Origin of the sequence: Catenuloplanes indicus, assembly GCF_030813715.1 — a bacterium.
Classification (GTDB): domain Bacteria; phylum Actinomycetota; class Actinomycetes; order Mycobacteriales; family Micromonosporaceae; genus Catenuloplanes; species Catenuloplanes indicus.
In genome coordinates this window covers 1,231,352-1,255,201 of record NZ_JAUSUZ010000001.1, presented here as the reverse complement: position 1 = coordinate 1,255,201, position 23,850 = coordinate 1,231,352, and the positions used below count along the sequence as shown (strand labels likewise).

At 72.7% G+C, this 23,850-nt stretch carries 27 protein-coding genes; 15 read left to right on the top strand and 12 right to left on the bottom strand.

Features of this window, described 5'->3' with window-relative positions; genetic code table 11:
• The first annotated feature begins 22 nt into the window (after positions 1-22).
• Positions 23-634: a TetR/AcrR family transcriptional regulator gene (locus tag J2S42_RS05975; protein ID WP_307236021.1), complete on the top strand. Its 612-nt coding sequence runs from the start codon at positions 23-25 to the stop codon at positions 632-634.
• 1 nt (position 635) lies between these two features.
• Here the strand turns inward: J2S42_RS05975 and J2S42_RS05970 are convergent, their stop codons facing one another.
• The gene (locus J2S42_RS05970; protein ID WP_307236019.1) at positions 636-836 is read right to left on the bottom strand and encodes a hypothetical protein; all 201 of its coding nucleotides are present in this window, start codon (positions 834-836) and stop codon (positions 636-638) included.
• A gap of 223 nt (positions 837-1,059) precedes the next feature.
• On the opposite strand from J2S42_RS05970, the gene J2S42_RS05965 reads away from it, so the two are divergent.
• From J2S42_RS05965 to J2S42_RS05950, 4 genes are all read left to right on the top strand, one after another.
• Positions 1,060-2,067 (top strand): FecCD family ABC transporter permease, encoded by a 1,008-nt coding sequence (locus J2S42_RS05965; RefSeq protein WP_307236017.1) that lies wholly within the window; start codon positions 1,060-1,062, stop codon positions 2,065-2,067.
• 9 nt (positions 2,068-2,076) lie between these two features.
• Entirely contained in the window at positions 2,077-3,045 is a 969-nt protein-coding gene (locus J2S42_RS05960; protein WP_307236015.1) for an ABC transporter substrate-binding protein, read from the top strand.
• Positions 3,042-3,809, top strand: a complete 768-nt coding sequence (locus tag J2S42_RS05955) for an ABC transporter ATP-binding protein (protein WP_307236013.1) — start codon at positions 3,042-3,044, stop codon at positions 3,807-3,809. The genes J2S42_RS05960 and J2S42_RS05955 overlap by 4 nt, the downstream gene beginning before the upstream one ends.
• Positions 3,810-3,896: 87 nt before the next feature.
• Entirely contained in the window at positions 3,897-4,625 is a 729-nt protein-coding gene (locus tag J2S42_RS05950) for an ATP-binding protein (RefSeq protein ID WP_307236011.1), read from the top strand.
• Between the two features lie 13 nt (positions 4,626-4,638).
• Here J2S42_RS05950 and J2S42_RS05945 read toward each other — a convergent pair whose 3' ends face one another.
• Positions 4,639-4,983 (bottom strand): STAS domain-containing protein, encoded by a 345-nt coding sequence (locus J2S42_RS05945; RefSeq protein WP_307236010.1) that lies wholly within the window; start codon positions 4,981-4,983, stop codon positions 4,639-4,641.
• 76 nt (positions 4,984-5,059) lie between these two features.
• Complete coding sequence (locus tag J2S42_RS05940; RefSeq protein WP_307236008.1) at positions 5,060-5,959, bottom strand: SDR family oxidoreductase; 900 nt, start codon at positions 5,957-5,959, stop codon at positions 5,060-5,062.
• 170 nt (positions 5,960-6,129) lie between these two features.
• On the opposite strand from J2S42_RS05940, the gene J2S42_RS05935 reads away from it, so the two are divergent.
• Genes J2S42_RS05935 through J2S42_RS05920 form a run of 4 tightly spaced genes read left to right on the top strand, consistent with a single transcriptional unit; the run spans position 6,130 to position 9,524 of the window.
• Positions 6,130-7,143, top strand: coding sequence for a lysylphosphatidylglycerol synthase domain-containing protein (locus tag J2S42_RS05935; RefSeq protein WP_307236006.1), 1,014 nt, complete (start codon positions 6,130-6,132; stop codon positions 7,141-7,143).
• A gap of 17 nt (positions 7,144-7,160) precedes the next feature.
• On the top strand, positions 7,161-8,273 hold the full coding sequence (locus tag J2S42_RS05930; protein WP_307236004.1) for a glycosyltransferase family 4 protein: 1,113 nt from the start codon (positions 7,161-7,163) through the stop codon (positions 8,271-8,273).
• A complete protein-coding gene (locus tag J2S42_RS05925; protein WP_307236002.1) occupies positions 8,270-9,064 on the top strand; it encodes a PIG-L family deacetylase in 795 nt (264 codons plus the stop codon). The genes J2S42_RS05930 and J2S42_RS05925 overlap by 4 nt, the downstream gene beginning before the upstream one ends.
• Positions 9,065-9,098: 34 nt before the next feature.
• Positions 9,099-9,524: a hypothetical protein gene (locus J2S42_RS05920; protein ID WP_307236000.1), complete on the top strand. Its 426-nt coding sequence runs from the start codon at positions 9,099-9,101 to the stop codon at positions 9,522-9,524.
• Positions 9,525-10,435: 911 nt separating this feature from the next.
• On the opposite strand, the gene J2S42_RS05915 is transcribed toward J2S42_RS05920, so the two are convergent.
• Together J2S42_RS05915 and J2S42_RS05910 are read right to left on the bottom strand one after the other, a co-directional pair.
• On the bottom strand, positions 10,436-11,059 hold the full coding sequence (locus J2S42_RS05915; protein ID WP_307235998.1) for a 4'-phosphopantetheinyl transferase family protein: 624 nt from the start codon (positions 11,057-11,059) through the stop codon (positions 10,436-10,438).
• The gene (locus J2S42_RS05910; protein ID WP_370879144.1) at positions 11,056-11,877 is read right to left on the bottom strand and encodes a metallophosphoesterase family protein; all 822 of its coding nucleotides are present in this window, start codon (positions 11,875-11,877) and stop codon (positions 11,056-11,058) included. The genes J2S42_RS05915 and J2S42_RS05910 overlap by 4 nt, the downstream gene beginning before the upstream one ends.
• A gap of 58 nt (positions 11,878-11,935) precedes the next feature.
• Between J2S42_RS05910 and J2S42_RS05905 the strand changes: the two genes are divergently transcribed.
• Positions 11,936-12,715, top strand: coding sequence for a class I SAM-dependent methyltransferase (locus J2S42_RS05905; protein ID WP_307235995.1), 780 nt, complete (start codon positions 11,936-11,938; stop codon positions 12,713-12,715).
• 195 nt (positions 12,716-12,910) lie between these two features.
• Here J2S42_RS05905 and J2S42_RS05900 read toward each other — a convergent pair whose 3' ends face one another.
• The 3 genes from J2S42_RS05900 to J2S42_RS05890 all read right to left on the bottom strand — a co-directional run bounded on the left by J2S42_RS05900 (position 12,911) and on the right by J2S42_RS05890 (position 15,219).
• Positions 12,911-13,939, bottom strand: a complete 1,029-nt coding sequence (locus J2S42_RS05900) for a homoserine dehydrogenase (protein ID WP_307235993.1) — start codon at positions 13,937-13,939, stop codon at positions 12,911-12,913.
• Positions 13,936-14,460 carry a hypothetical protein gene (locus tag J2S42_RS05895; RefSeq protein WP_307235991.1) on the bottom strand — a complete coding sequence of 175 codons (525 nt, stop codon included), beginning with the start codon at positions 14,458-14,460 and terminating at the stop codon, positions 13,936-13,938. The genes J2S42_RS05900 and J2S42_RS05895 overlap by 4 nt, the downstream gene beginning before the upstream one ends.
• Positions 14,461-14,646: 186 nt before the next feature.
• Positions 14,647-15,219 (bottom strand): TetR/AcrR family transcriptional regulator, encoded by a 573-nt coding sequence (locus J2S42_RS05890; protein ID WP_307235989.1) that lies wholly within the window; start codon positions 15,217-15,219, stop codon positions 14,647-14,649.
• A gap of 65 nt (positions 15,220-15,284) precedes the next feature.
• On the opposite strand from J2S42_RS05890, the gene J2S42_RS05885 reads away from it, so the two are divergent.
• Positions 15,285-16,085 (top strand): SDR family NAD(P)-dependent oxidoreductase, encoded by an 801-nt coding sequence (locus J2S42_RS05885; protein ID WP_307235988.1) that lies wholly within the window; start codon positions 15,285-15,287, stop codon positions 16,083-16,085.
• A 75-nt stretch (positions 16,086-16,160) separates the two neighbouring features.
• Complete coding sequence (locus J2S42_RS05880) at positions 16,161-17,603, top strand: glycoside hydrolase family 76 protein (protein ID WP_307235986.1); 1,443 nt, start codon at positions 16,161-16,163, stop codon at positions 17,601-17,603.
• A gap of 43 nt (positions 17,604-17,646) precedes the next feature.
• Here J2S42_RS05880 and J2S42_RS05875 read toward each other — a convergent pair whose 3' ends face one another.
• The gene (locus J2S42_RS05875) at positions 17,647-18,663 is read right to left on the bottom strand and encodes a glycosyltransferase family 2 protein (RefSeq protein ID WP_307235984.1); all 1,017 of its coding nucleotides are present in this window, start codon (positions 18,661-18,663) and stop codon (positions 17,647-17,649) included.
• Between the two features lie 434 nt (positions 18,664-19,097).
• Between J2S42_RS05875 and J2S42_RS05870 the strand changes: the two genes are divergently transcribed.
• Positions 19,098-20,192, top strand: a complete 1,095-nt coding sequence (locus J2S42_RS05870) for a glycosyltransferase 87 family protein (protein ID WP_307235982.1) — start codon at positions 19,098-19,100, stop codon at positions 20,190-20,192.
• 45 nt (positions 20,193-20,237) lie between these two features.
• On the opposite strand, the gene J2S42_RS05865 is transcribed toward J2S42_RS05870, so the two are convergent.
• Together J2S42_RS05865 and J2S42_RS05860 are read right to left on the bottom strand one after the other, a co-directional pair.
• Positions 20,238-20,678 carry a permease-like cell division protein FtsX gene (locus tag J2S42_RS05865; RefSeq protein ID WP_307235980.1) on the bottom strand — a complete coding sequence of 147 codons (441 nt, stop codon included), beginning with the start codon at positions 20,676-20,678 and terminating at the stop codon, positions 20,238-20,240.
• Positions 20,679-20,695: 17 nt separating this feature from the next.
• Positions 20,696-21,271, bottom strand: coding sequence for an AAA family ATPase (locus J2S42_RS05860; protein ID WP_307235978.1), 576 nt, complete (start codon positions 21,269-21,271; stop codon positions 20,696-20,698).
• Positions 21,272-21,346: 75 nt separating this feature from the next.
• Between J2S42_RS05860 and J2S42_RS05855 the strand changes: the two genes are divergently transcribed.
• Positions 21,347-21,877, top strand: coding sequence for a GNAT family N-acetyltransferase (locus tag J2S42_RS05855; RefSeq protein WP_307235976.1), 531 nt, complete (start codon positions 21,347-21,349; stop codon positions 21,875-21,877).
• Here the strand turns inward: J2S42_RS05855 and J2S42_RS05850 are convergent.
• Positions 21,810-22,742, bottom strand: coding sequence for an enoyl-CoA hydratase/isomerase family protein (locus J2S42_RS05850; RefSeq protein ID WP_307235974.1), 933 nt, complete (start codon positions 22,740-22,742; stop codon positions 21,810-21,812). The two genes, J2S42_RS05855 and J2S42_RS05850, sit on opposite strands and share 68 nt — an antisense overlap.
• Before the next feature lie 182 nt (positions 22,743-22,924).
• Between J2S42_RS05850 and J2S42_RS05845 the strand changes: the two genes are divergently transcribed.
• Positions 22,925-23,752 carry a CPBP family intramembrane glutamic endopeptidase gene (locus J2S42_RS05845; protein ID WP_307235972.1) on the top strand — a complete coding sequence of 276 codons (828 nt, stop codon included), beginning with the start codon at positions 22,925-22,927 and terminating at the stop codon, positions 23,750-23,752.
• Positions 23,753-23,850 lie beyond the last annotated feature (98 nt).

The window sequence follows — 23,850 nt, the reverse complement described above, 5'->3', positions numbered from 1 at the left end:
CGCGAGCGAAGGCGGAGCACAGATGGCCGCGAACCCGAACAGCCGGCGCGCACAGGCCGCGGAACAGACCCGGGAGCTGATCCTGCGGGCCGCGCTGGAGCGTTTCACCGCCGACGGGTACGCGAAGGCCACCGTCAACGACATCGCGAAGGCCGCCGGCGTGGTGGTGGCGACCGTCTACACCAGCGTCGGCGGCAAGCCCGTCCTGCTCGAACACCTGGTCCGCCAAGGTGTCGAGGACACCGGCGTGGCCGAGACGCTGCGGAAGGTCGCCGCCACCACCACCGGCCGCGAGGTGATCGACCTGATCGCCGCCGGTACCGGCAGCACGTACCGCCGGCATCGCGCCGTGATCGAGCTGCTGCTGGACACGGCGACCTCCGAGCCCGCGGCCCGCCGCATCCTCACCGTCGCAAACCGCTCCTACCGCGGCGCGATCGCGACCGTCGCGGGCCGCCTCGCTGATCTCGGCGCGCTCGCCGACGGCGTCGACGAGGCCCGCGCCACCGACGTCCTCTGGTACCTCTTCGGCATCTGGTCCTGGCCCCGCCTGCTTCGCGACGCCACCTGGACCGCCGACGAGGCCGAATCCTGGCTCCGCGACACCGCCGCCCGCACGCTGCTGCGCTCCTGACTCAGGCCGCGCGCCGCCGCAGATACGGCGCCGCGAGCAGGTACCACCCCGAGAGCAGGAGGAGCAGTGCCGGTACCACCGGAAGGGCATAGACCCACCCGGCCGGCTCTCCCGCCACGATGATCGCCCCGGTGACCACGGCGACGGACACGGTGAAGGCGCTCGCGAACCACCGGTGCACCCGGCGAACAAGTTTGTTCATGCAGCTCACGCTAGGTTCCCCCGCACGTCCCCACTTCTCGATTCCTGACCGTTTCCGCTCCCCGGCCGCGGCGCGGGGGGACGTGACGAGCGGAACCGGAGCTTCCGTGTGAATGATCTTGCTGCTACGTTGTTGCAAAAGATTGGCAACAACGTAGGGAGAGCGGCCGGTGTCCTCCGACCCGCTGGGCGTGGGTGCGCGCCGGCGTAGCACCGTTCTCTGGTTGATCGGACTGACCGCCGCGCTGATCATGACCGGTCTGGTCGCGGTCGGAACCGGTGCGATCTTGATCGACCCGGCCACCGTCGCCCGGATCATCGGCCACCGGCTCTTCGCGATGACCGCGGGGGACTGGACGCCGCCGCAGGAGGCGATCGTCTGGCAGGTGCGGCTGCCGCGCGTCCTGCTCGGCATGCTGGTCGGCGCCGGGCTGGCCATCTGCGGCGTCGCGCTGCAGGCGATGGTCCGCAACGTGCTCGCCGACCCGTACCTGCTGGGGATCAACTCCGGCGCGTCCAGCGGTGCGGCCGCGGCGCTGCTGTTCGGCGCCGGTGCCGGCTTCGGCCAGTACGCGCTGTCCGGCAGCGCGTTCGCCGGGGCGCTCGCGGCGTCGCTGCTGGTCTTCCTGATCGCGCGCAGCGGTGGCCGGATCACCAGCGTCCGGCTGCTGCTGGCCGGCGTCGCGGTCGGCTACGCGCTGTACGCCGCGACCAGCTTCCTGATCTTCGCGTCCGGCTCGGCCGAGGGCTCCCGGTCGGTGATGTTCTGGCTGCTCGGCTCGCTCGGACTGGCCCGCTGGGATCCGCTGCTCACGGTCACGGCCGCGATCGTGATCGGCACGACCTGCTACCTGACCGTGGCCGGCCGGCGGCTCGACGTGCTCGCGGTCGGCGACGAGACCGCGCACACGCTGGGCGTCGGCCCGGACCGGTTCCGGATGCGGCTGCTGGTGATCGTGTCGCTGGCGGTCGGCGTGCTGGTGTCCGCGAGCGGCAGCATCGGGTTCGCCGGGCTGGTCGTGCCGCACCTCGCCCGCCGGATCGTCGGGGCCGCGCACGTGCGGGTGGTGCCGGTCGCGGCGCTGCTCGGCGCGATCCTGCTGGTCTGGGCGGACGTGGTGGCCCGCGTGCTGCTGGCGCCCCAGGAGATCCCGATCGGCATCATCACGTCGCTGCTCGGCGCCCCGTTCCTGCTGATCCTCATCCGCCGGCTGCACGCCACCAACGCCTAGGAGACCCCCATGAAGGCACGCCTGGCCACGATCCTCGCCGCGACGCTGCTGATATCCGGGTGCGGCGAAGGGCCGGACGGCACCGCCGCCGCGGGTACGCCCGCGGGCTTCCCGTTCACGGTGACCAACTGCGGCGCCGACGTCACGTTCGACGAGGCGCCGGAGCGGATCGTGATGTTGAAGAGTTCGGCCGTACCGTATCTGCATGATCTTGGGGTGATGGACCGGGTCACGGCGCGCGCCGGGGCGTACCCGGAGGAGTACTACGACCCGGCCACGCTCGCGGAGCTGGCGAAGGTGCCGCTGCTGACGGACCGGATGGACACCAGCGGCCACCTGCAGATCTCCACGGAGGTGGTGATCGCGCAGCAGCCGGACCTGGTGCTCGGCGAGGTCGACAACCTCTCCCGGGACACGCTGGACGCGGTCGGCATCCCGCTGCTGGAGGAGCCGGCGATGTGCCCGGACAACACGGTCGTGCCGACGTTCGACGACATCTACCGGCAGCTGGAGACGTATGGCCGGGTGTTCGGCAGACCGGCCGAGGCGCAGACCGCGATCACGGCGCTGAAGGAGCGGATGGCGAAGATCCAGAAAGTGGAGAACCGTACCGCCGCGGTGCTCTACCCGACGGTCGGCGGCGGCGTCACCTACGCGTACGGCAGGACCAGCATGGCGCACCCGCAGGTCGAGGCCGCCGGGTTCACCAACGTGTTCGGCGACGCCGAGGAGCGGGTCTTCGAGGTGACGCTGGAGGAGATCCTCGGCCGGAACCCCGACGTGATCATCCTGCTGTACAGCGACGGCGACCCGGCCGCGGTGGAGAAGGCGCTGACCGGCCTGCCCGGCTCGGAGAAGCTCACGGCGGTCGCGAAGGGCAACGTGATGACCCAGCTGTTCAACTTCACCGAGCCGCCGTCGCCGCTGAGCGTGGACGGGCTGGAGCGGATCGTCGAGCGGTTCAGGGTCGGCGCATGATCGAGGCGGCCGGGGTGTCCTGGCGCTACGGCGCGCACCCCGTCATCGACGGCGTCAGCGTGGCCGCGCGTCCCGGCCGGATGCTCGGGCTGATCGGCCCGAACGGCAGCGGCAAGACCACGCTGCTCCGGCTGCTCTACGGCGCGCTGCGCAGCGCCACCGGGACGGTCACCGTCGACGGCGACCGGCTCGGTGGCCTGGGCAGCCGGGAGGCGGCCCGGCGGCTGGCCGTGGTGGTGCAGGAGACCGGCGGCGAGACCGCGCTGACCGTGGGCGAGATGGTGCTGCTCGGCCGCGGCCCGCACCTCGGCACGTTCCAGCGGGCCGGCGCCGCCGACCACGCGATCGCGGCCCGCTGCCTGGCGCGGGTCGGCGCGGCGCACCTGGGCACGCGCGCGTTCGCCGGGCTGTCCGGCGGCGAGCGGCAGCGGGTGCTGATCGCCCGCGCGCTCGCCCAGCAGGCCACCCACCTGCTGCTCGACGAGCCCACGAACCACCTGGACATCCGCTACCAGCACGAGATCCTCCGGCTGGTCCGCGGGCTCGGGACCTGCGCGATCGTGGTGCTGCACGACCTCAACCTGGCCGCCCGCTACTGCGACGACCTGGTGCTGCTCGGCGACGGCGGCGTGGTCGCGGCCGGTACCACGGACGAGGTGCTGGAGCCGAAGATCCTCGAACCGGTCTACGGCATCGGCGTCCGCCGGCTGGAGCTCGACGGCGAACTCCACCTGCTCTTCCACCCGAACGAGGAGGCGACATGAGCGCTGCGCCGGCGGATGCCGGGTCTGCCGGATACCCGAACGTGCCGCTGTCCGGCATTTCGGCCGCGTCCGACGGACAATGGGGTCGTGCCGCCTCTCTCCACCGAGGTCGACCAGATCGGGACCAGGACCTTGGTCCGTCTGCGCGGCGACCTCACCCTGTCCAGCGCCCCGCAGGTGCGGCTGACGCTGTCGAAGTGCCTGGTCGACGTGCCGGACGCGCTGATCGTGGACCTGGCCGGGCTGCGCGTGCGCGAGCCGGTGGCGCTGTCCGTGTTCCGTACCGTGGCCTGGCAGGCGGCGGTGTGGCCGGGCACGCCGTTGCTGCTCTGCGTGCCCGCGCCGGAGACCGCGCGGCTGCTCTCCGGTGACGGGCTGGGCCGGCTGGAGGTCTTCCCGACCGCCGCGGCCGCGCTGACCGCGCGCGCGGGCCGCCGCATGCCGACGGTCGGCGACACCGTGCTGCCCGCGGCCGGGGCCAGCCGCCGCGCCCGGGACCTGGCCGAGCAGGCCTGCGACCGGTGGAACGTGCCCGCGCTCGGCGTCCCGGCCGCATTGATCGCGGGAGAGCTGGTCACGAACGCGATCGTGCACGCGCGGACCATGGCCGACCTGCGGGTGTCGCTCGGCCGCCGGTTCCTGCTGATCATCGTGCGGGACGGCTCGCCCGACCGGCCGCGTCTGGACACCGGGCCCGCGGACGCGCCGGAGACCGGTCGTGGCCTGCGGCTGGTCGAGGCGATCGCCCGGCGCTGGGGAGTGCTGCCGGCGCCGGGCGGCAAGGTGGTCTGGGCGGGCCTGCCGGTCGACCGGTGACCCGCCCGCCCGGTCACCGTCGCTGCTGGAGCGCGGTCACCTGTTCGGCTATGTCGGCCAGCCCCACGACGCGCAGTGCGTGCCCGGCCGTCTCGTCGTGGACGTTGACGATCCGGTACGGACGATCGCACCGCTCGGCGGCTTCCCGTCCCTCCAGGAGGGCGCGGATGCCGGCCGCGGTCAACGCGGACACCCGGTCCAGGTCGACCACGATCGGCCCGGCACCGGGCTGGTCCGCCGCGTTGGCGATGATGTCGGTGAGTGCCGGGGCGACGTCGTTGTCGACGTCGCCGCTGATCGACAGGCGGATTGTGCCCTCGCCGTCCTCGGACTTCACCACTGAGAAGGAACCGGTCACACTTCTGCTCCGATCAGAAAGCGGTGCGCCGAGCCTACGCCAGAGATGCGACAGTCCTGTGACATGACGCTGACTGTCAGCTCACCGGCTTACCGCCGGTGACACCGAGTACCTCTCCGGTGGTGTAGCTGGACTCCTGGCTGGCGAAGTACACATAGGCCGGCGCCAGCTCCGCGGGCTGCCCGGCGCGCTTGAGCGGGGTGTCCGCACCGAAGCTGTCCACCTTGCCGTCCGGCATGGTGGCCGGGATCAGCGGCGTCCAGATCGGCCCGGGCGCGACCGCGTTGACCCGGATGCCCTTCTCCGCGAGGTCCTCGGCGAGCGCCTTGGTGAACGCGACGATGCCGCCCTTGGTGGTGGCGTAGTCGAGCAGCGGCGCGGAGGACTGGTACGCCTGGATGGACGCGGTGTTGATGATGACCGACCCGGCCGGCATGTGCGGGACCGCAGCCCGGGAGATCCAGAACATCGCGTACAGGTTGGTCTTCATGACCTTGTCGAACTGCTCGGTGGTGATGTCGACGATGCCGCCGGGCTGCGCCATCTGGAACGCGGCGTTGTTGACCAGGATGTCGACGCCGCCGAGCTCGCTCACCGCCCGGTCGATGATCGCGGCGCAGTGCGCCTCGTCGCGGATGTCGCCGGGCATCCGGACCGCCTTGCGGCCGGCCTTCTCGATCAGCGCCGCGGTGTCCGCCGCGTCCTCCTCTTCCTCCGGGAGGTAGGAGATCAGCACGTCGGCGCCCTCGCGGGCGAAGGCGATCGCCACCGCGCGGCCGATGCCGGAGTCGCCGCCGGTGATCACCGCGCGCCGCCCGGTCAGCCGCCCGCTGCCCTGGTAGGTCTCCTCGCCGTGGTCCGGCTTGTCCGGCATCTCGCCGGTCGTGCCGGGCTCGCCCTGGTCGCCGCCGGTGAGCTGGTCCGGCGTCGGGTACTGGCTGCGTGGATCACGGATCTCGTACTGGTTCATGGGCACCGTTTTCCCAGGATCCGCCGCGTCATTCCGGGCTTTCTCCGGCTGCTCGGCAGTCCTTGGCGGCCCGATCGTGCATCCGGACGCGCCGCATGACCAAAACGGACTAAATACCGCTAAAGCCCTGCATCGGGCGCTACGGTGAGTTATCTACCGGCGCCCGGGAGGAGTGGATGGAGCGCACCGCGACGTCGCGGCGAGGACGGCTGCGACGCCTCGGACTGCTGCTCGCCGCCGTGCTGGTCGTCATGTGGGCCGCGCACCACCTCGGCGCGGCCGGTGCGTCCTGGACCGCGGCCTGGGCCACGATCAGCGAGGTCGGCCGGTGGTGGCTGCTGCTGCTCGGCGCGGTCTGGCTGCTCGGCCTCTGGGTGCACACGTTCGTGCTGGACGCGTCGCTGCCCGGCCTGACCCACGGGCGCGCGCTCACGCTCAACCTCTCCGGCAGCGCGATCGCGAACCTGCTACCGCTCGGCGGCGTCGCCGGCACCGTCCTCAATCTCACCATGATCCGCGGATGGGGCCACACCAACCGGGACTTCGCCCGCTTCGTGGTCGTGTCGAAGGTCTGGGACGTCGCCGCCCGCCTGACCCTCCCCGCCGTCGCGGCCGTCCTGCTCACGGTCACCGGGCGGCTCGGCCCGTGGCCGCCGTGGCTCGGCCTGACCACGCTCGCCGCAGCCGCGGGTGCGCTGCTGACCGCCGCCTCGCTGGGCCGCGCCCGGCCGCTGCTGCGCCTGGTCACGGCCGCCGAACGGATCGCGCGCCGGTCCGGCACCGGCTGGACGTCCGCGGCCGGTGCGCTGCTGGACGGCGTCGACCACCTGGTCCGGCGGCGCTGGCGGGCACTCACGGCGGGCATGGCCGGCTACTGCGTACTCGAAGGGGTCCTGCTCTGGCTCTGCCTGACCGTGGTCGGCGTGAGCGTGCCGGTCCCGGTGCTGCTCGCCGGCCTCGCCGCGGCCCGCGCGCTCACGCTCGCCGCGGTCACACCCGGCGGCACCGGACTGGTCGAGACCGGCGCGGTCGCGGTGCTCATCGGCCTCGGCACGGACGCCACCGGCGCGCTCGCCGGTGTGCTGCTGTTCCGCGCGTTCGTCTTCGCCGCCGAGATCCCGGTCGGCGGCATCGCGATCCTGCTGTGGCTCGCCACCCGCCGCCGGCGGGACCACGCGGCACCGTCATGACCCCGGAGAACCCGCCCATGCGCATCGCCCACGTCACCGACGTCTACCTGCCCCGCCTCGGCGGCGTGGAACTCCAGGTCCGCGACCTCGCCACCCGGCAGGCGACGGCCGGGCACACCCCCTTCGTGATCACCGCGACGCCGGGGGGCGATCCGGACACGGCCATTCCGGCGGTACGTCTGGGAGCGCCCGGCGTCGGCCCGTACCGCGCGATCCGTGACCAGGACCTGTGCCGCGTGCTGCGCGAACACCGGGCCGACGCGGTGCACGCGCACGTGTCCGCGTTCTCGCCGCTCGCCTGGAGCGCGGCCCGGCTGGCCGGCGTGCACGGCGTACCCACGGTGGTCTCGGTCCACTCCATGTGGCACGACGTCATCCCGGTCATGCGCTGGTACGCACGCCGCCGCGGCGCCGCCCGCTGGCCGGTCGACTGGGCCGCGGTCAGCACGGCCGCGGCCGCGGCGGTCCGCGAGGCGCTGGACGGCACACCGGTCGCGGTACTGCCGAACGGCATCGACCCGGCGGCCTGGCTCGCCCCACCGGCGCCGCGTGACGGCGTGCCGACCGTGGTCAGCGTGATGCGGATGGTGCGCCGCAAACGGCCCCGGCCGCTGCTGCGGGTCCTGGCCGCGCTGCGGCACGCGCACCCCGGGCGGTTCCGGGCGATCCTGGTCGGCGACGGCCCGCTGCTGCCGCGACTGCGGGCGGACGTCGCCGCGGCCGGGCTGGCCGGGCAGGTGCGGCTGACCGGCGCGCTGCCGCGGCACGACATCCGGGCGCTGCTGGCGGCGGCGGACCTGTACGTCGCACCGGCACATCGCGAGTCGTTCGGCATCGCGGCGCTCGAGGCGCGGTGCGCGGGACTGCCGGTGGTCGCGCGGCGCGGTAGCGGCGTCGCGGACTTCGTCGAGCACGGGGTCGACGGGTGGCTGGTCGGGTCGGACGCGGAACTGATCTCCACGGTGTCCGGGCTGCTGACCGCGCCGGGTCCGCTGGCGGAGGTGGCGCGGCACAACCGGGCGGTCGTGCCGCGGTTGCACTGGGACGGTGTGCTGGCCGCGGCGGAGACGCGGTACGCGGCGGCGGCATGCCTGCAGGAGGCGACGCGCGCGCCGGTGGTGACGGCATGACCTACACGGTGGTGGCGTTCCACGCCCACCCGGACGACGAGACGCTGCTGACCGGCGGCACACTGGCGCGCGCGGCGGCGGAGGGCCACCGGGTGGTCCTGGTGACCGCGACGCTGGGCGAGGCCGGCCTCGCGTCCGACGCGGTTCGGCTGGGTGAGCGGCGCCGCGCCGAACTGGAGGCGGCGGCGGCCGCGCTGGGGTGCGCGCGGGTGGAGGTACTCGGGTACCGGGACTCCGGGCTGTCGGCCGGCGACGACCGGTGTTTCGCGGCGGCTCCGGTCGGCGAGGTCGCCGAACGGCTCGCCGGCATCCTGCGGGAGGAACGCGCGGACGTGCTGATCGGGTACGACGCGCGCGGCGGCTACGGGCACCCCGATCATGTGCAGGTCCACCGGGCGGCGAGGGCCGCGGCGCGGCTCGCCGGGACACGAGTGCTGCTGGAGGCCACGGTGGACCGCGACGTGCTGCGGCCGGTGCTGTGGCTGTCGGCGGTGGCCGGGCGCCTGTTGCCGCGGCTGCCGTTGGGTGCGGCGGCAACGGTGTTCACCCCGCGTGCGGAGCTGACCCATGTGGTGGACGTGCGCGGCTACCTGCGACAGAAGCGCGCCGCGTTGCGCGCACACGGCAGTCAGGCGACCGGCGGGCGGGGCATCCGGACAGTGGCGCTGCTGGCGGGACTGCCGGGACCGTTGTTCGCGCTGGTGGCGGGCCGGGAGTGGTTCGTCGAGCACGGCGCGCGCGGGCCCGGCGACGACGTGTTCGGGTCGCTGCGTGGACCGGGAGCAGGCTGACCGAGTTGTTGACGGCATCGGTTACAACGGCCTGATGCCTCGTTCCCGGAAGTCCTGGGCGCCCCGCCTTGCCGCCGGCGCGCTCGGGACCGTTGTCGTGCTGCCGCTGCTGGGCTTCCTCGGGGTGGCCGGCGTGGTTCTCTGGATGTACGGCGTCGCCCTCCCGAACCACCAGCGCGAGATCGCCGAGGCGGAGACGGAGCTGTCCCGCCAGGCGGCGGCCACCGTACAGCAGGAGCTGGCCATGGCGTCCGCGGACGGCCGCCTCACCGACGAGGAGATCGACGAGGCCGTCGGCGGGGCGTGGGATCTGCGGCGCACCGACCCGGCGTGGGTCCTCAGGGCCCGCTTCGACGGGACCGAGCCGCTCTGCTTCTCCTTCGAGATCACCACACCCCTGGGCGCCGCAACCGAGGTCGCCGCCATCGAGCTCTCGGCCTGCCCGCCGGACCTGCCCTAGGCCGTCGGAGCCGGAGCCGCCCCCGCGATGGTCGAGCGCACCGGCAGGTGCCGGATGACCCGCGAGGATTTCGCAATGGTCGAGCCGGGCCTGGGGTGGTTCCTGGCCGCCACGGAACCGGGGCCAACGCCACCCAGCTCAACTTGATCACGGACTCTGACCTGGCTTTCTACAAAGCACCCCACCGCCTCTGCTCCCTGCCCGCCGCACCGCACGGGACGGCATCCGCGCCGGCCAGGGACTCGCGGCCCCACCGCCCGCGCGGAGACCCGGCCCGGATACCCGCCCCGGTGCGAAGGCCCGATCCGGCCTGGAGGTGCGGCCCGGCGCGAAGGTGCGGCCCGGCGCGAAGGTGCGGCCCGGCGTGGTGCAGGCTCGCCGGGCACCACACGAACGCGCGAAGGGCAGCGTCGGGCCGCGCAGCGCAGCGTTGCGCTGCGTGGTGGCGATGCCCCGCGGCTGCTTCGGAGCGCGCGCGAAGCCCGCGTCCGAAATATCGCCATATCTCGCTCCGCCGTCGAGTGTCCGCGTACGCGGGAATCCCGCCCGCCCGGCTGAGTGATCAATCAGGGCCGGCGGCGCCGCCTTCGCGCCGGGCCGGCGGAGAACCGCCGGGCGCCTCATCCCCGATATCACGATATTTCGGGCGCGGGGTGCGGTGGCCGCCGGCTCGGTGGTGCCGTGCGAGATCTGCACGCCACCGCCGGCTGCTTCGATCCGTGCGAAGCGGCCACAACGACATCTGGATCTTCGATCCCCGCACGGATGGAAGATCATCCCGGGCGTCAGCCCGCCTGCGGCGGCGTGCGACGCGCGCGCGTCACCGGCGACACGGCCTGCAAGATCAAAATAAGCTGAGTGGCATTGGACCGGTGCCCGCGGGAGCACGCCTGCTATGCCACGCCGGTTAACTATCCGGTGTTGATGATCGCGGTCAGAATGAGGCCCTCGGCGGTCGTCCAGCGGCCGGAGAAATGCTTGACCGGGCCGTCGATGAGGATTTCCGCGTGGAAGGTGCCGTCGGGGGAGGCGGTGACGTGTGCCTCCTCGAAGCCGAGCCAGCGGCGGGCCACCGGGAACCAGGCTTTGTAGACGGATTCCTTGGCGCTGAACAGCAGGCGGTCCCAGTGGACGCCGTGGGGTGCGTGGGCGATCCACTCGCGTTCGGTGGGGAGCGTGACCAGGTCGAGGACGCCGTCGGGGAGGGGGGCGTGGGGTTCGGCGTCGATGCCGATGGAGGCGACGGCGGGAGTGTGGGCGACGGCGGCGGCGCGGTAGCCGGGGCAGTGGGTGATGGCGCCGGTGACGCCGGGGGGCCAGCTGGGGGCGCCGCGGTCGCCGGGGACGATCGGGGACGGGGGCAGGCCGAGGGTGGCGAGGGCGCGGCGGGCGCACCAGCGGGCGGTGGTGAACTCGTTGCGGCGTTTGTCGACGGCGCGGGCAATGGTGGCCTCTTCCTCGGGGAAGAGGGTGCAGTGTTCGTCGCGGAAGGACTCGGCCCAGGCCACGCCGGGGGGCAGCAGTTGTTCGATCATGCGGGGAGGATCCGGCGGACGGGGGACGGGGCGGTGGTGCCGCGGTGGCGCCACTCGCGGGGGTAGCCGAGCGAGACCTCCTCGAAGCGGACGCCGTCGTGCCAGGTGGTGCGGGGGATGTGCAGGTGACCGTAGACCATGACGGTGGCGCGGAAGCGGAGGTGCCAGTCGGCGGTGCGGGTGGTGCCGCACCACTGGGCGAACTCGGGCTTCCACAGGATGTCGGTGGGCTCGCGGACCAGGGGGTAGTGGTTGGCCAGGACGGTGGGCACGTCGGGGGGAAGCGCGGCCAGGCGGGCGGCGGTGATGCGGGCGCGGTCGGCGCACCAGGCGTCGCGGGACGGGTGCGGGTCGGGGTGGAGCAGGAACTCGTCGGTGCAGACGACGCCGGCGGCCTCGGCGTTGCGCAGCGAGTCCTCCTTCGTGGTCAGGCCGGGGAGCCGCCACGAGTAGTCGTACCCGACGAACAGTGGGGCGACGGCCGTGCCGTGCCACATCGGGTACGGGTCCTCGGGCGTGTGGACGCCCAGGTCACGGGCGACCTCGACCAGGTGGCGGTAGCGTTCCTCGCCGCGCAGCTGGACGGTGTCGTCGCGGACCGTCCACAGTTCGTGGTTGCCGGGGGCCCAGATCACGGTGGACCAGCGGGTGGCCAGCAGGGCCAGCGTCCGCTGGATGTCGGTGACCTTCTCGGCGACGTCGCCGGCCACGATCAGCCAGTCGTCCGGCGTGACCGGGTGCAGCGACTCGGCGATCGCGCGGTTCTCGGGGTAGGTGACGTGGAGGTCGCTGACCGCGTACAAGCCTGGCGTACTCATCGTCATCCATCGTAATCATGGGGTGGCGGCGCGTGCGCGGAGCTGGGACCGTAGGGAGATGGCACGGACCGGGCACGAGTGGCGGGCGGAACCGTACCGGGCGGCGAACGCGGGACAGGTGCGCGCCGCGCTCAAGGCGCTGGCCAAGGCCGGGCTGCCGCGCGACGGCCGGTTCGCGGACGTCGGCTGCGGGTCGGGCGAGGTCGCGGAGGCGATGGCGCGGCGCGGGCTCACCGTCGACGCGTGCGACATCAGCGAGTCCATGGTGGACGCGACCCGCGCGCGGTGCGCGGCGCTGCCGGTCACCGTGGCACGGCAGGACGCGCGGCGGCTGTCGCTGCCGTCCGGGGCATATGCCGTGGTCCACTCGTCGTGGATGCTGCACTGGCTGGACAACCCCGCTCACACGGTACGGACGATGGCGCGCGCGGTCGCGCCCGGCGGCACGCTGGTCCTGCAGTACAGCGCGGGCCAGCCGCGCGCGGACGGGTTCGCGCTGCGGGACACGCTGCGCGCGGTCGCGGACCGGCCGGCCTGGCGGGACCGGTTGACGGACGCGCCGATCATGTTCCACCAGCACCCGGCGGCCGACGTGTCGCTGCTGCTGGCCGCGGAGGGGCTGGCCGTCTCACCGGTCGAGCCGGTCGCGCAGGACCTCGGCGCCGGTGACCTGGACCGGCTGCGGGCGGCGCTGCGCGCGGCCACGTTCGCGGCGCAGGCCGAGGTGCTCGGCGACGACACCGACGCGTTCATCGACGAGTGCCTGGCCGCGCTGACGGCCGCCGGGGCGCTCGACCCGCACAACGTGTGCATCGTCGCCCGGCGGCCGCCGCTGTAGGGACGGCCGGGAACTCCCGGCGAGACCCTCGCGGCCACCGTGCGCGGGACGCGCCGGTCAGCGGCCGGACCGCGCCCTTCGCCGCGTGGTGGGCCGGGGCGTGCCGCGGAGGATCTCCCCGTCCTGGTGAATCCGCCGCTCCAGATCTTTCCGGCCGCGCCCGTGTTCGGTGCCGCGGGCAAGGCGGGCGGCCGGTCAGCCCGCCGTGGTGAGGATGTCGCGGAGGACCGCGGCGGCGGACGGGACGGCGTCGGGCTCCCGGGTGGTGGCGCAGAGGCGGCCGGCGACGTCGGTGTGCACGACGACGCCCATCTCCTCCGGGTCCATCCGGGCCAGCGGGTGGTCGGCGGGCAGCGCGACCGGTGCGACCGTGAGCCGCCAGCCGGTGCCGTTCGGGACCGCGGTGCCGACCGGGACGATCCGGTGGCCGGTGGCACGGGCACGGAGCAGGTCGTCGCGGGTGACGTCGGTGATGCCGGTGCGGTCCACGTCGGTCAGGCGGGCGTGGGCGCCGAGCGTGGCGTTGGCGAGGATGACGAGCTTGCAGGCGGCGTCCCAGCCGTCCAGGTCGAACGACGGGTCGGGCTCGGCGATGCCGGTGGCCTGAGCGCGCGCGACCGCGTCCGCGGGGGAGAGACCGTCCTCGATCAGGCTGAGCACGTAGACGCTGGTGCCGTTCAGCGCGGCCTCGATCTTCGACGCGCGCGCGGACGTGAGCGTGGCGCGCAGCAGCGTGACGGTCGGCAGCGCGCCGCCGACGCAGGCGCTGTACGCGACGGCCGGGCCGGGGCCGGTCAGCTCGTCCCAGGCGAGCACGAGCGGGGCCTTCGCGGCCAGCACGACCGGGAGGCCGGCCGCGCGGGCGGCGCGGACCGCGGCCAGGCCGGCGCCGCCGGTCTCCAGGTCGCCGGGGCCGGCCTCGACCAGCAGATCGAACTCGACGCCGGCGGCGAGCAGGTCCGCCACCGTGCGGCCGGCCACGGTCACGCCGGGCAGGTCGACGGCGCGGCCACCGGCGGCCTTGTGCGCGGCGAGGGGCGCGGGGTCGATGCCGGCGGCGTCGGCGATCGCGCCGGACGAGTCGACCGCGGCGACGACGCGCAGGTCCAGCGCGGTACCGCGCGGTGAGTAGGTGCCCTGTGCGCCGTCGGCGATCAGGCGCAGCAGCGAGCCGCCGATCGCGCCGAGGCCGCTGAGCGCGAGCCGTACCGTCTTGCGGGTCATCGGGTCTTCTCCGTGAGGATCAGGGGGACCCCGTCGTGCAGGCGCCGGTCCGGGTGCGCCAGGATCCACGCCGCCGCGGCCGGGCCGATCCGGTAGCCGCGGGCGTTGCGGCCGTCCACGGTCGCCACGTGCGGCGACGTGACGGCCTGCAGCGCGGTCCAGGCCGCGTCAGCGAGCGTGGCGAACTCGCGCCGGACCGGGTCGGCGTGGTCGTCCGGGAACCAGGTCCAGGCCAGGCGCCCGGGGCGCATCGACGCGGACCCGCCGGCGGTGGTGGACCGCTCGTACTGGATCAGCGGACTGCCGTCCCGGTCGCGCAGCCGCAGGAACGCCCGCAGCCCGTCGCGGCGCATCGCGTCCGGCAGCGTGGCGTGCGCCGTGCTGGTCCGGCCGCGCCGGTCGTGCGTCTCCCACCCGCCCAGCTTCGCGACCACCGGCGCCAGCCGCTCCTGGAACGTGGCCTCGTCCTCGGCCAGCATGAACGTACCGACGCGCCGCGAGCGCGCCCCCGCCTGGAACATTGGGCAATCATGACAGCCCGGCGGCGGCCGGGATCCGTGCTGTGAGCGAGGTCGCGGCGCGGGTCGGTCCGCGACTTCGTACAGCGCCGTCAGCCCGGCCGTGGACCAGCCGCGCCGGGGACGGCGTGACCTCGGCGTCGGTCGTGTACGGCCGGTGCGGCTACGGGCACGGCCGCGGACGCTGTCTCAGGCGTGCCGCACCGCGTCCAGCGCCTCGTCGAAGACAGCCACCACGTCTCCGGCACCACCGCGGCGTGCCCAGATCTCCGTGGCACTGTCCAGACAGGCCAGCGCGGCGGCGACGATCGCGTGCGCGGCCGGGTCGGGCACGTCGCCCGGGGTGCGGCCGAGGCGGCGGGTGATCTCCGGGACCAGCAGGCCGAGCCAGGCGAGGCGTTTCTCCAGCCGGCGGGCCCGCAGCGACGGAGTCTCCAGGAACATCGTGGCGAGCGCGAGCGCGCGATCCGGCGGGTTGCCCTCCAGCACGCGCAGCGCGGCGCGCAGCGCCTCCCACGGGCCCTCGGCCGGTGGCCGTTCGCGCAGCGCGCCGAGCACGGACTCGCCGGCGGCGAGCATGTCGCCGAGCACGATGTCCTCCTTCGAGCCGACGTAGCGGAACAGCGACCGCGGCGACACACCGGCCTCGCGTGCGATCTGGTCGGTGGTGGTGGCGTCGAAGCCCTGTGTCACGAAGAGCCGCATCGCGGCCTCGCTGATGTCGCGCTCGACGGCGAGCCGGTTGCGCTCCCGGATTCCCATGCCGCCGATCCTATCACCCGGCGCCATATTGGCAGTGTCTGCCAATATGGCGTACGGTGTCGTCCATGCAGAGATTGGAACACCGCGCCCAGACCGTCCTGATCACCGGCGCCAGCTCCGGGATCGGTGCGGAGTTCGCCCGGCGGCTGGCTGCCCGCGGCTCCGCCCTGATCCTGGTCGCCCGCCGGGCGGACCGTCTGAAGGCGCTCGCGGCCGAGCTGCGGCGCGCACACGGCGTACCGGTGACGCCGCTGCCCTTCGATCTGAGCGTGCCCGCGCCGGGGGCCGCGCTCGCGGCGGAACTGGACCGGCGCGGCATCCCGGTCACCGCGGTGATCAACAACGCCGGGTACGGCAGCTGGGGCCGGTTCCACGACGACGATCCGGAGCGGCTGCGGCAGATGATCGCGGTCGACGTGACCGCGGTGGCCGACATCAGCCGCGCGTTCATCAACCGGCTGCGCGAGCACGGCCGCGGTTACCTGCTGAACATGACGAGTGTGGCGGCCTACGCACCGGTGCCGAACCAGGCGGCCTACTCCGCGGCGAAAGCGTTCGTGCTCAGCCTGACCGAGTCACTGTGGGCGGAGTCGCGCGGCACCGGACTGCGCGTGCTCGCGTTCGCGCCCGGGCTCACCCGGACCGAGTTCTTCGACGTCATCGGCAGCACCGACCCGGCCGGCCGGTCGGAGTTCCAGACACCGGAGCGGGTGGTGACGGCCGCGCTGCGGGTGCTGGACCGGCGCGACCCGCCGCCGAGCGCGGTGTCCGGGCGGCGCAACCACGCGCTGACGCTGGCCGGGCGGCTGTTCACCCGCCGGGCCGGCGTCACGCTCGCCGGGGCGAACACGCTCCGCCACTCCTAAATCAACCCTAATTAATGTCTTTTCGGCCGCGACGGGAGGGATGATGTGCGTCCATCGCGACATGTGGAGGCGGGTATGGGGCGCAGGATCGCAGGGGCCGTCGTGCTCGCCGTGGTGGCCGCGGGCGGGCTGATCGCGCAGACCCCGGCCGGATCGGCCGAGGTGGTCGCGGCCGTGGCGGTCTGCAACGTCCACTGCGACGGGCGGGACGCCGCGCAGGCCGCCGGCGACCGCACGCCGGTCGGCGTGGCGATCCACGGCCGGACGGTGCGCCTGCACGTCAGCGACCCGGACGCGATGATCTGGGGCACGGTCGAGAACGGCTCACCAGGCGACGAGGTGTGGCTGGACCGGTCGTTCGACGGCGGCCGCGGCTGGGCCGCCGGCAGCCGGCTCGGCTTCAGCACGGTGGCGGCCGGGCAGCGCGCCGCGCGCAGCCCGATGTTCAACGTGGACGACTGGGCCGGCCGCGGCGTCGGCGTGCTCCGCGCCTGCGCGAGGGCCGGTGGCCGGCCGGAGGTGGCGTGCACGCCGTGGGCGCGCAGCACCTGGAACGCCGGCGACCGCAAGCGCGCGGCCGCGACCGCGCTGATGATGCGCTACGACCAGGGCACCGGCCTGTTCGACGGCAACGCGTGGTGGACCAGCGCGAACGCGATGTCCGCGCTGATCGAGAACATCCGCGTCTCCGGCATGGGCAGCTACACGTACGCGATCGCCAACACCTACGACCGGCAGATCGACGCGGTCCAGGGGCAGTTCCGCAACGAGTACATCGACGACACCGGCTGGTGGGGTCTGGCCTGGCTGGCCGCCTACGACCTGACCGGCGACGCCCGCTACCTGAACACCGCGCGGGCCGACGCGGACCACATGCACAGCTTCTGGGACGGCGTGTGCGGCGGCGGCGTGTGGTGGCGCAACGACCGGCAGTACAAGAACGCGATCGCGAACAGCCTCTACATCCAGCTCAATGCGGAGATCGCGCGGCGCACCGGCAACGCGACCTACCGGCAGCGCGCGGAGGCCGGCTGGGCGTGGTTCCGTGGCACCGGCATGATCAACGGCGACAACCTGGTGATCGACGGCATCAGCCTGCAGACGTGCAGGGGGATCAGCGGCCCGCTCACGTACAACCAGGGTGTGCTGATCAACGCGCTGACCGGCCTGCACGGGCTGACCGGTAACGCGGAGCAGCTCGCCACCGCGCGCCGCCTCGCGGACGCGGTCACGGTCGCCGGCCGGCTCACCCAGAACGGCATCCTGCGTGAGCCGGGCGAACAGGACACCTGCACCGGCGACCAGCCGTCCTGGAAGGGCGCGTTCGCCCGCGGCCTCGGCGTGCTGAACCGCGCGACCGGCGGCGCCTACACACCCTGGCTGCGCCGCAACGCGGACACGATCCACGCGAGCAACCGCAACACCTTCGACGCGTACGGTTCGCACTGGTCGGGCCCGTTCATCGACACCAGCCACGGCTGCCAGCACAGCGCCCTGGACCTGCTCAACACGGTCTGAGCAGGTCCAGCACTCGACTACCGGGCCGGAGAAGGGCCGGTAGTCAGAGGGTCGGCGCCATCCGGTCCGGGTCGGCCTGGTGCGGCACGATCACCGGGGTGGCGGGGCGGTCGTCGATGCCGGTTTCCGCGGCTGAGTCGTACCCGACGAAATAGTTCGGCCGGCCCTGCGCGGAGACGTAGATGCGGGCCACGTACTCGCCCAGCAGGCCGAGGCAGAGTAGCTGCACCGCGCCGAGGAAGACCGTGATCAGGATCGAGGACGCCCAGCCGTGCACCGCGCTGTCGTTCAGGTAGGTGATGATCGTGAACACCGCCAGCAACACACAGACCAGCATGCCGGCCAGGCCGAGCCAGGTGGCCAGCCGTAGCGGCGACGCGGTGAAACCGGTGATGCTGTCCAGCGCGAGCCGGATCATCTTGGACAGCGGGTACTTCGACTCGCCCGCCGCGCGCTTTTCCCGGACATACGTGATTTCGCCGCTCGGCAGGCCGGTCCACGGCACCAGCAGGCGGTAGACCGGCCGATTCTCCGGAAGCTGGCGCAGCACGTCGACGGTTGCGCGGCTCAGCAGACGGAAGTCGCCGGCCTGGGACGGTACGTTGCGGCCCACCACGCGACGCATCAGGCGGTAGTAGGCACCGGCCGTCCACCGCTTGAAGACCGTATCGGTGGTCCGGTCGGTGCGCACGCCGTACACGATGTCGAGACTCTCGGCCTGTGCGAGGCGGAGCATGCTGGCCAGCGCCTCTGGCGGGTCCTGCAGGTCGGCGTCGATGCTCGCCACGTATTCGCCGTAGGCACGGTGCAGCCCTGCGGTGAGCGCACCCTGGTGGCCGCAGTTACGGCTGAGGCGGATCACGCGCAGCTGCGGCCAGGATCGCCGCATCGCGGTCAGCATCAGCGGCGTTGCGTCACGGCTGCCGTCGTCGACCGCCACCACCTCGTAGGACTCACCGAGCCCGTCGAGCACCGGGCGGAGCCGCTCAGCGAAGGAGGGCAGGACCGCCTCCTCGTTGTAAATCGGAACGACGACAGACAGCGTCGGGGCTGAACGCACCGGTTGGACCCTTCCTCGAGTGAAAACCCGCCGAATCATAAAGGCATTCACATGCTTCCGGGCATCGGCCCGACGGGTACGCCAATGTGAGGCGATCTTGGCGAATAGTCCAATTTGTCAAGAGTGCGCACGGGGACTTGTTGCGGTCCGGCTTGTTTCCGGGAGGTTGTCGACCTGCCGCGATATCTGTTTCCGGGGAACCGTGATGGTCACGCTCGGGGAGGGATCGGTTACGTTATCCGAGGAAACTTGCAGCCAGCTCGGAATTGCCTTAAGAATGTCCCCCCGTGTCCTCCCAATCCCTGGCCGCCCACACCCCGACCCCGGACTCGGACCGGACCGGCGTCCCCGCGGATGAACCGTCATCCGGGTCTCGGGACCCCGCCGCGTCCGCCCTCGGTCGTCCGTGGTGGCCCGCAGTCCGTACCGCTGGTGTGATCTCGGTCGCGTCCTACGTGGCTTGGCTGGTCGTCACCGTCTACAAGCAGTACGACCGCAAGGTCGGAGATCCGGTCAGCATCGCCGATCTGGTAGAGGCGTGGTGGCGCTTCGATCAGACGAAATATACCCGGATTGCGGAGAGCGGTTATGCCACCGACGCCGTGGACCCGGCATTCTTTCCGCTCTACCCGTTCCTTATCCGTGTGGCCGACATCATATTGCCGACCGGGCCGAAAACCGCGGGCGTTGTCGTCGCCGGAATCGCGATGTTCGCCATGTATGTGCTGCTCTACCGTTTCGCGGAGGTCGAATTCGGGCGAGCGGTCGCAGTGCGCACGTCCTGGGCGATGGCGATCTGGCCGGTCGCGTTCTACCTCGGCATCGGATTCAACGTGTCTCTGTTCATCGCGCTGATGATCGGCACGCTCTACGCGATCCGACGCGGCCACTGGTGGCTGGCCGGGGCACTCGGTGGCCTCGCTTCCGCCACTCGTTCCGCCGGTCTGCTGCTCGGTCTCGCGTTCGCCTACGAGTACCTGCGGGTGTACGGCTACCGCTGGCGCTGGAACGTGCTCGCCGCCGCATTGATGCCGTCCGGCCTCTTCGCCTACATGGGTTACCTGTGGTGGCGTTTCGACGACCCGTTTCGGTTCAGCGGTGTAGCCATGGAACCGTGGGGCCGCGAACTCGACTGGCCGTGGACCGGCATCGTCGAGACCATTCAGCTCATCGCCACGAATCCGCTGGTGGACTGGCGTACGCTGCACAGCATTTTTGACCTTGCGTCGGTACTGCTCGTCATCGTGCTGCTCGTGTTGTGCTTCACCGGACCCTGGCGTATGCGCCAGGACCAGTGGGTACTACCGCTGCTCGGCACCGGGCTGCTGCTCTTCGCGATCTCGTTCCCGGCCGGCCCGGTCACCAATGAGCCGCTCATGTCCGCGCCCCGCTACGTGATGGAGGTGCTGGCCGCGTTCATACTGCTGGGCCGCCTCCCGTTCACCCCGGTTCAGGTCTACACGCTGATCTCACTCCCGCTCCAGGGAGTCCTGATGTTTCATCTGCTCAACAACGACTGGGTGGTCTGAGCAGGGCCTGGCCAGGGCGCGGTACGGGCCCTGGCCAGGCCCTGCTCAGCCGCCGAGTTCCTCGCGGCACTCGGCCCGGGTCACGCACTGGAAGCGGACCTCGTCCACGCCGGGCTGCTGGGACAGCGTGGTCGCGGTGCCGTTCTCGCGCAGCGCCCGGAACGCCTCCAGGTCCGTCGTGCGGACGGTGAACTTCTCCGACAGGTTGTCCCTGTTGATCGGTGCCGCGCTCGGCTGGCCGGACATGAACCGGGTGAGGTCCTGGTACGCCTGCTCCTTCGTGATCAGGGCGACCTCGCTGACGCCGGGCAGCGCGCGCAGTGCCCGCTCGACGTCGGCGCGCTGGCCGGGCGTGATGTCCGGCTCCAGGAAGACGATCATCTCCGGGTTCTCGCGGAGCACCTCGTCGGCCCCGTCCGAGGTCGCGCAGGCGGAGAGCAGCAGGACGGCGGCGAGCGCCGCGGTGATGATCGATAGGGTACGCACTCGCCCGAGGGTAGCCGTCACAACTGGATCTTGGCCGCGCAGTGCGGGCAGCGGGCCGGGCACGGCGTCCGCGGCGGGGCGGCGCCGAGCCCGCTGGTCTGCAGGATCAGCGTCACCGCCTCCTCGAGGTCCGCGGACTCCGGAATGAGCCGTTCGCCGGGCAGGCCGAGCAGGTCGCGGGGCGTGTACCAGCCGCGCATGTCCTCCGGCGTGAAGCCGACCTCGTAGGTGAGCGTGCGGTGGCGGCGGACCGTCTCCTCGAAGGACAGGTCGAAGTAGTACGCGTGCACCGGCCCCGGGTGCCGGCCGGTCAGGTCGTGCAGCACGCCCGCGTACCGTTCGGTGTGCAGGATGCCCTCCAGGACCACGTGGTAGCCGACGTCCAGCGCGGCGCGGGCGGTGGCGGCGATGAACGTGGGCGCGACCGGGCCGATGCCGGTCCAGTCGTGTTCGCGCAGCACGACGCGGCGCAGGTGGTCCTGTTCCAGCAGCGCGCAGCCGCGGCCGTACCGGCGGCGGACCTCGCGGGCCGTGGTCGTCTTGCCGCTGCCGGAATTGCCGCGAATCAGGACCAAGGTCGGGTGGTCGGCCATCCCGGAATGCTATCGGCGCGGAGTGAGCAGCCGCGGGCTGGCGGGTGAGCAGTTCCGGCCGCGACCGTGGTGGCCATGGACGATGTACGCGACCTCGCGGTGATCCGGCGGGCCGTGGCGTCCGATCTCGACGCGGTGAACGACATGCACGCGCGCTGCTCGGCCGAGACGCGGCGGGCCCGTTACCACGGGCAGCGGGATCGGATCAGGGCGGTGGAGTGGGCGGCGCTGTGCGAGCCGGGGTACGGGTTCAGCGCGCTGGTCACCGTGCAGGGACACACGGTCGGGCTGGTCAACGTGATCGGCACCGCCGCGGCGGCGCCCTGGGAGGCCGGGCTGCTGATCGAGGACGCCTGGCAGGGCCGCGGGCTCGGCACCCGGGCCGCGGCCTACCTGGTCTGGGAGTCCCGCGCGTCCGGCGCCTGCGGGATCGAGGCGCTGGTCGAGGCGGACAACGCGCGCGGCAAACGGGTGTTCACCCGGCTCGGCGCGGAGTGGTTCCGCGAGGAGCCGGGCGTGCTCACCGCGCGCATCCGGTTCAGCGTTCCGGCGGCGGTGGGTTCAGATCGATCGCCGTCCCGTCCGCCCATGGGCGCATGTCGGTGAGGAACACGCTCTCCCCATCCGGCCGCCGCATCTCCAGCCAGCGGCGCAGCGCCGACCGGGTGGCCGCGCTCGGCACGCCGGAGATCTGCGACACGCCCTCCCCGGTCAGCGTCGCCCGCGCGCTCGCCCGGTAGGCCCGGTTGATCAGCCGCTTCTGCCGTCCGACCTGGACCCGAGGCCGGCGCGCGTAGCGTGCGGCGAGCCGCTGCGCCTCCGCCATCGGATCCACCGCGCACACCCGGTCGATCACACCCAGGTCAAGGGCCTCCGACGCGGTGTACGGCTCGCCGTCCAGCAGCATGCGCAGCGCGCGGGCCGGCCCGGCCAGGTGCGTCAGCCGCTGTGCGCCGAGCGTGGTGGTCAGCCCGATGGTCAGCTCCGGCACCACGAACGACGACCGGGCCGACGCGATCCGCTGGTCGAAGAAGACCGACATCTCCAGCCCGCCACCGCCGCACGGCCCGTCGATCGCCGCGATCCAGACCGCCGGCGACCGCATGATCCGCAGCACCAGGTCGTGCCAGCGCACCACACCGTGCACACCGGCCAGCTTCGACCTGCCCAGCAACCGGCCCGCGCCGGCCGCGGTCAGCGCCCGGACCGCGCCGAGCAGCAACCGCGCGCCGGCCGGCGGTAGCCGGGGCGCGGACTCCGCGGTCGCGGACAGATCCGCGATGTCCCAGTGCGTGATGTACCGTCCCGGCACCGCGCTCCCGACCACCACCGCGCCGATCCCGGGATCCCGGTCCACCTCCCGCACCACGGCCTGCAACGCCTCGATCAGCGAACGGTTCATGTAGTTGTGCGGCGGCGCGTCGATCAACACGGTGAGAACGCGGCCGTCCCGCGCGGTCCTGATGGTCACCGGGCGGATGATGCACGTCCGGCATGGACGGCTGAATGACAGGAAGCGGATATACCCGCTTCCGGCGGCGTCACCCTCCGCACGCTCCCGCGGGCACCGGTCGTCGCTGGCGCTCCTCCCTGCACGCACCGAGGCTGGTTGCGGCGAACCCGAGGTTGCCCGGACCGTCCACAATGCTGATCATGAATCCGCGTATCGTGCTGACCGCGGCGGGTGGCGCGCTGCTCGTACTCGCGCCGGTGCTGTTGCTCGTGACCGGGCACACCGAGATCGTGACCTCGTCGGACGAGGGTGCGGGTGGCCGCCCGCTGTGGACGGCCGTCGTGCCGGTGCTGGTGGGGACGGCACTGATCCGGCTGGTGCCGCCGTCGCTACCGTCGCTGCCGCCGGCGAGCGCGGAGCCGCGCCCGGCTGTCGCGCGGCAGGTCCGGTGGCTGGTGGGGATCGCGGTGGCGTTCCCGGTGGTGATCGCGGTCGCCGGGGCGCAGTCGCTGGCGTACCCGCTCGTCAAGGTGTTGTTGTTTCTCGGCGGGGCGCTGCTCGTCACCCGGCTGATCCCGGCCGAGTTGCCCGCCGCCGTACCGGTGCGGTGGTTCTGGGCGGTTCCGGCGGTCGCCGGGTGGGGGCTGGCCGCATTCTGGGTACCGGCCGACCTCGCGCCCTACGAGGAGATGGACCGGGTCTACCTCGTGGTGGCGATGGCGCTGACGTTCCTGACCGCGAGCGTGCTGGAGGAGTGGTTCTACCGCGTCACGCTGCAGACCCGGCTGGAGGCGATCGCCGGGCGGTGGCCCGCGATCGTGGCGACCTCGCTGCTGTTCGCGGCGATGCACATCCCGAGCCACCTCGGCGGCGGCCACGTCTGGGTGTCGCTGGCCGGGCTGCTCGCGTTCCAGGGGTTCTTCGGGTTGTTCACCGGCTACCTGTGGTCGCGCTACCGGCGGTTCGGTGCGCTGGTGGTGGTGCACGGCGCGGTCAACGCGCTGCCGTTGCTGCCGGTCTTCGCCTGAGCGGTCACATGGAACGCCTCGGGCCCGGCGAGACCCGCCGGCACCGCGCACCCGGTCCCGGCCGGCGGCACGTGACCGTGCTGTTCCACCCGTTCGCG

Bases quoted from the DNA above. Each gene is read 5' to 3' on its own strand.
- J2S42_RS05975 (WP_307236021.1), top strand. From the start codon at position 23: ATGGCCGCGAACCCGAACAGCCGGCGCGCACAGGCCGCGGAACAGACC.
- J2S42_RS05970 (WP_307236019.1), bottom strand. From the start codon at position 836: ATGAACAAACTTGTTCGCCGGGTGCACCGGTGGTTCGCGAGCGCCTTC.
- J2S42_RS05960 (WP_307236015.1), top strand. From the start codon at position 2,077: ATGAAGGCACGCCTGGCCACGATCCTCGCCGCGACGCTGCTGATATCC.
- J2S42_RS05955 (WP_307236013.1), top strand. From the start codon at position 3,042: ATGATCGAGGCGGCCGGGGTGTCCTGGCGCTACGGCGCGCACCCCGTC.
- J2S42_RS05935 (WP_307236006.1), top strand. From the start codon at position 6,130: ATGGAGCGCACCGCGACGTCGCGGCGAGGACGGCTGCGACGCCTCGGA.
- J2S42_RS05930 (WP_307236004.1), top strand. From the start codon at position 7,161: ATGCGCATCGCCCACGTCACCGACGTCTACCTGCCCCGCCTCGGCGGC.
- J2S42_RS05925 (WP_307236002.1), top strand. From the start codon at position 8,270: ATGACCTACACGGTGGTGGCGTTCCACGCCCACCCGGACGACGAGACG.
- J2S42_RS05920 (WP_307236000.1), top strand. From the start codon at position 9,099: ATGCCTCGTTCCCGGAAGTCCTGGGCGCCCCGCCTTGCCGCCGGCGCG.
- J2S42_RS05915 (WP_307235998.1), bottom strand. From the start codon at position 11,059: ATGATCGAACAACTGCTGCCCCCCGGCGTGGCCTGGGCCGAGTCCTTC.
- J2S42_RS05910 (WP_370879144.1), bottom strand. From the start codon at position 11,877: ATGAGTACGCCAGGCTTGTACGCGGTCAGCGACCTCCACGTCACCTAC.
- J2S42_RS05905 (WP_307235995.1), top strand. From the start codon at position 11,936: ATGGCACGGACCGGGCACGAGTGGCGGGCGGAACCGTACCGGGCGGCG.
- J2S42_RS05900 (WP_307235993.1), bottom strand. From the start codon at position 13,939: ATGACCCGCAAGACGGTACGGCTCGCGCTCAGCGGCCTCGGCGCGATC.
- J2S42_RS05895 (WP_307235991.1), bottom strand. From the start codon at position 14,460: ATGTTCCAGGCGGGGGCGCGCTCGCGGCGCGTCGGTACGTTCATGCTG.
- J2S42_RS05890 (WP_307235989.1), bottom strand. From the start codon at position 15,219: ATGGGAATCCGGGAGCGCAACCGGCTCGCCGTCGAGCGCGACATCAGC.
- J2S42_RS05885 (WP_307235988.1), top strand. From the start codon at position 15,285: ATGCAGAGATTGGAACACCGCGCCCAGACCGTCCTGATCACCGGCGCC.
- J2S42_RS05880 (WP_307235986.1), top strand. From the start codon at position 16,161: ATGGGGCGCAGGATCGCAGGGGCCGTCGTGCTCGCCGTGGTGGCCGCG.
- J2S42_RS05860 (WP_307235978.1), bottom strand. From the start codon at position 21,271: ATGGCCGACCACCCGACCTTGGTCCTGATTCGCGGCAATTCCGGCAGC.
- J2S42_RS05855 (WP_307235976.1), top strand. From the start codon at position 21,347: ATGGACGATGTACGCGACCTCGCGGTGATCCGGCGGGCCGTGGCGTCC.
- J2S42_RS05845 (WP_307235972.1), top strand. From the start codon at position 22,925: ATGAATCCGCGTATCGTGCTGACCGCGGCGGGTGGCGCGCTGCTCGTA.